Source organism: Hyella patelloides LEGE 07179, assembly GCF_900659865.1.
In the GTDB taxonomy this organism is placed as follows: Bacteria; Cyanobacteriota; Cyanobacteriia; order Cyanobacteriales; family Xenococcaceae; genus Hyella; species Hyella patelloides.
In genome coordinates, this window is record NZ_LR214179.1 from 1 (window position 1) to 3,664 (window position 3,664).

The following is a 3,664-nucleotide window of genomic DNA, read 5'->3' on the forward strand; positions in this document are numbered from 1 at the left end:
CATAGAAAAGTAAGCCGTGTTGACCATTTTCTAAAAAATGATGCAGATATCAAGTCTTATTTGAGATTGGTAATTTGTTTAAACCCTTTCTCTGCTTGGTTTTTGAAATTTAGGTGCGTTGCCCCTGCTACCCAGAGCGTCTGTCGCCGACGCGGGGGTGGATAGGGGAGACTTTTCTGGTAGAAGCTGAGTGCTGCCAACATTTGTCTGTGGTTGGTTGAAGTCTCCCCATCCCCGCGCACCGCTTTTTTCCGAGTCAACTCCAATTTTTGCAAAATACGACACATTGTGGGAACACTGACTTTGATTTTGGTTTTAGCAGAGAGGCGATCGCATAATTGTTGAAGAGTAGCATCATTATCTTCTTCAACCAATTGAAGTACTATTTCTACTTGTTGAGGGTTGAGTTTCCTTGGCTTTGCCCCTCCATGAGGTGATGGTTCAACACTACCTGTAGCTTCGTACCGTTTAAACAATTTTTGGACAAAACTGTAGCTCACCTGAAACCGATTTGCTATTTGCTCAATTGATTCATTGGTCTTGTATTTGGTTTCTACGATCTTCGTCCGAAAATCTGTTGAATATGGTTTCATTCCTAAATTGACAGAGGTTTTTCTGATTGTCTCACTTTACTTCCTCTAAAGTCCACCCAATTGAAAACCGCTATTAGCTAGCAAAGACTGGATTTTAGAGAGATGGGAGTTTATAGTTAAAGCGATCGCAATTTGAGCATTGTTAGCGATCGCTTGAAGTCTCGGTCTATGGCGTTGGTTTCGGGGTGGGTAAGCTGTAACTGCGATCGTATTTGCAGACAAACAACCAAAAAAAGCAACAATATAATCTAAACCAGAAGGGTACAAAAGTAGAGCGCGTTTACCGCTCATACTTAAAGACTGTAGTTTAGCAGCAAGCTTTTTACTGCGGCGATCGAGTTCCCCGTAAGTTATATTCTCCTGTTCGACTATTCCATCTTTTAAAAATCTATAGGCTAGTTTGTTAGGCTGTGTGGAGCTTCTATAACTCAAAAGCTCTACCAACGATCTAAATTTAGGCAATTGATTAGATTCTTTCATTGCGCTCTCGATCGAGTTTTCTTGTTAATAAATATTGTTAATAAACAATGTCTAATGACTGTATTAGTCAAGGTATTGCTTGTGGGAGTAATTTTTACAGCTTGAAAATTCAACTCAGAGCAACTTAAAATCCAGTAAACCCTGAATATATAACTTTTTCATAGCATTTGAACAAAATTTGTTTTTCAGAAATAATCTAAAATAATTCTCAATAATAAACTAGAATAAAATGAAACAACTTGTCAACTACCAGAGTCAAATAAAACTTTCTTGAGGCTAAACATCCGCCTAAAAGCTGCCAACCACAGCAATCTTAGACCTCAATTAGTTAAAGGATATCTCCAGCACAGGTTATGCAAAGCTTTCGTTATGCTCTCAAATTTCTCTGTTCAGCACTTCTTAGCTTGGTGTTCGTCGCAGCTTGTCATAATTCTGAACCTACCGTTTCACAACTAATTTCCGATCGTGGAAAAAGGAATTAGATTTTACAGTACTGAAGAGAAAGTCTAGATTTATCTAATCGTGAATTGCTCTAGTAACATTTGTATTGAATTTTTAATTATGCCAATCTAAACCTTGAGGTAAATTACAACTACAATATTCTAGATGAATTGTACGTCGCTCATTGCCATTAATACTTTTACTTGAAGAATGCAAAATTAATGGGTGCATAATTATTGCGTCTCCTGCTTTTAGAGAACATAAGATAGGTTTTCGCTCGTTAGTAATTTGATTTATTTCTGGTTGGGTTAATATTCCTAATTTATGAGAATTGGGAATAATTTTTAACGCACCATTATTACTATCTGTATCATCCAAAGCAATTCTAATAGCAGTAATTTTTTCTAATATCTTGAGTGGTGGTTGTACGTGAAGTGTACCTTGTTTCACTGTCCAGTTTTTATATTCGGTAAGGTTTAGTTTTTGCTTCACGGCAATGGTTTTGTCTTGATGCCAAGCTACTGCCCAATTATGATCTATGTTTTTATTAAAGAAAATAGCTTTGATTAATTGAAACTGATTGTATTTAGTATATTGCTTTAAGGTATTTACAATTAGCTGAGAATTGGTTAAATCAGAGATTTTAGGTATTTTATGGTGTAAGTCTCTAACGCCATAAGCTGATTTTGCTTCTATATTGCTAATTATCGCTTTTTTCAGATCGTTAACTAAATTGCTATTAATTAGTTGTGGTATTATTTCATAACCATTTATCCAAAAATCATTGACTTGATTCATGCTATTTTATTTAATTATCAACTAATTTCATTAGCTCCAAATCTTCAGGACGATCTATATCTCTTAAAGTTGGCAAATAAGCAACAGCTAAATCTAACTTTTCAGCAATAGATTTTGTTTGAGCAAAAACCCGATCTGTTCCCCAAGCAATATCTATAAATAATTCAGGAACTAATTTACTTAAACCAATTAAATAATAACCCCCATCTTCTGCTGCGCCTAATACTAAATCATTATTCTGTAAATCATTAAAAGCTAATTCTAAGATATTGCAATCTACACCAGGGCAATCTATTCCAATAATTACAATTCGTTCTCGATCTTTGGCAAAATTATCAGCAAAAGCCGATCGCATTTTAATTCCTAAATCCCCTTCTATTTGAGGAAAATAATTAACATCATCTCCTAACCAGTTTTGCATTAAATCAATATTTCCCCCTGTAAAATAAACGACAATATCTATTTCGCGAAATTGTTTTAAATCTCCACTTTGTTTTAGAGTGTGTTCGCTTAAACGACGCTGTAAATTAGCTGCACCTTCCGCACCCAAAGCAGGAATCATGCGAGTTTTAGTTTTACCAGGCTCAGGATAACGGGAGAATATTATTAGAGTTTCTTTCATGGAGACTTAGGCTAAGTAAGTTATAAAATATCGTAGTGGGTTAATTGATTAGGACAAAAAAACTATTGACAAGCGTTCCCTATCCCCATCGCATCTCTACGTTAGCAAATGACAATTTCAGTAGATCGAAAAAGGGATTAAAGCTGCATTTTATAGTTCATATTAATTTAGCTTTAAAAAGTAAAATACCTCAAGGATTAAAGAAAAAAAGATTGGTTTTGGCAATTGATCTAAATCTAATACCTTAATTATGGCAAACCAAAAGTAGTTACAGATTGAAAAATTTATGTCGAATTAGAAGCACTACCAAGCAGCCAACTTTAAGATTATTATTTGTAGGCATTTCCTTTTTATTAGTTAATATTTGGGTTAATTTACTATGGAGAAAAATTAGTAAGCCCCGAAGAGGAGGAAGATTAATTTATCGAACAATCTTTCCTTTAAGACAAATGCTTTCTTTCATAAATCAACGGTACGAACGAATTTTTCAAGTGGTAGAAACCATTTACAGCGGTTTGCAGGTTTATAAGGGACAGTAGCAGCAGTGGGCAAACCAGTTACGCAGATGTTGGGGATTCATTAAATCCATCGCTATTTTAATCAGGGTATCAACCCTTTTGGAAGTTCTGGGAGAGAACTGCCTCAAGAAAGCCTTTAGCTGTGACCACCAGTGTTCAATGGGATTAAACTCTGGAGAATAGGGGGAAAGCTCTAAAACTCTCGCTCCTAC

General features: G+C 35.4%; 5 protein-coding genes and 1 pseudogene. 1 reads left to right on the forward strand and 5 read right to left on the reverse strand.

Annotation, left to right across the window (positions count from 1 at the left end; genetic code table 11):
- Positions 1–56: 56 nt before the first annotated feature.
- The 4 genes from H1P_RS31710 to H1P_RS31725 form a co-directional block, all read right to left on the reverse strand.
- Positions 57–593 (reverse strand): helix-turn-helix domain-containing protein, encoded by a 537-nt coding sequence (locus H1P_RS31710; RefSeq protein ID WP_144875226.1) that lies wholly within the window; start codon positions 591–593, stop codon positions 57–59.
- A 45-nt stretch (positions 594–638) separates the two neighbouring features.
- Positions 639–1,073 carry an AMP-binding protein gene (locus tag H1P_RS31715; RefSeq protein WP_144875228.1) on the reverse strand — a complete coding sequence of 145 codons (435 nt, stop codon included), beginning with the start codon at positions 1,071–1,073 and terminating at the stop codon, positions 639–641.
- Between the two features lie 555 nt (positions 1,074–1,628).
- Positions 1,629–2,312 (reverse strand): phytanoyl-CoA dioxygenase family protein, encoded by a 684-nt coding sequence (locus H1P_RS31720; RefSeq protein WP_144875230.1) that lies wholly within the window; start codon positions 2,310–2,312, stop codon positions 1,629–1,631.
- A 10-nt stretch (positions 2,313–2,322) separates the two neighbouring features.
- Positions 2,323–2,934 carry a TIGR04282 family arsenosugar biosynthesis glycosyltransferase gene (locus H1P_RS31725; protein ID WP_144875232.1) on the reverse strand — a complete coding sequence of 204 codons (612 nt, stop codon included), beginning with the start codon at positions 2,932–2,934 and terminating at the stop codon, positions 2,323–2,325.
- Between the two features lie 260 nt (positions 2,935–3,194).
- Here H1P_RS31725 and H1P_RS40055 point away from each other — a divergent pair.
- Positions 3,195–3,473 (forward strand): annotated as a pseudogene (locus H1P_RS40055) (ISH3 family transposase); the annotation flags it as partial.
- Here H1P_RS40055 and H1P_RS40060 read toward each other — a convergent pair.
- A partial coding sequence (locus tag H1P_RS40060; RefSeq protein ID WP_186375824.1) for a transposase occupies positions 3,458–3,664 on the reverse strand: 207 nt, incomplete at its 5' end. The pseudogene H1P_RS40055 and the gene H1P_RS40060 overlap by 16 nt on opposite strands.

Excerpts from the sequence above, each read along its gene's own strand:
- H1P_RS31725 (WP_144875232.1), bottom strand. The coding sequence starts at position 2,934 with ATGAAAGAAACTCTAATAATATTCTCCCGTTATCCTGAGCCTGGTAAA.
- H1P_RS31710 (WP_144875226.1), bottom strand. The coding sequence starts at position 593 with ATGAAACCATATTCAACAGATTTTCGGACGAAGATCGTAGAAACCAAA.
- H1P_RS31715 (WP_144875228.1), bottom strand. The coding sequence starts at position 1,073 with ATGAAAGAATCTAATCAATTGCCTAAATTTAGATCGTTGGTAGAGCTT.
- H1P_RS31720 (WP_144875230.1), bottom strand. The coding sequence starts at position 2,312 with ATGAATCAAGTCAATGATTTTTGGATAAATGGTTATGAAATAATACCA.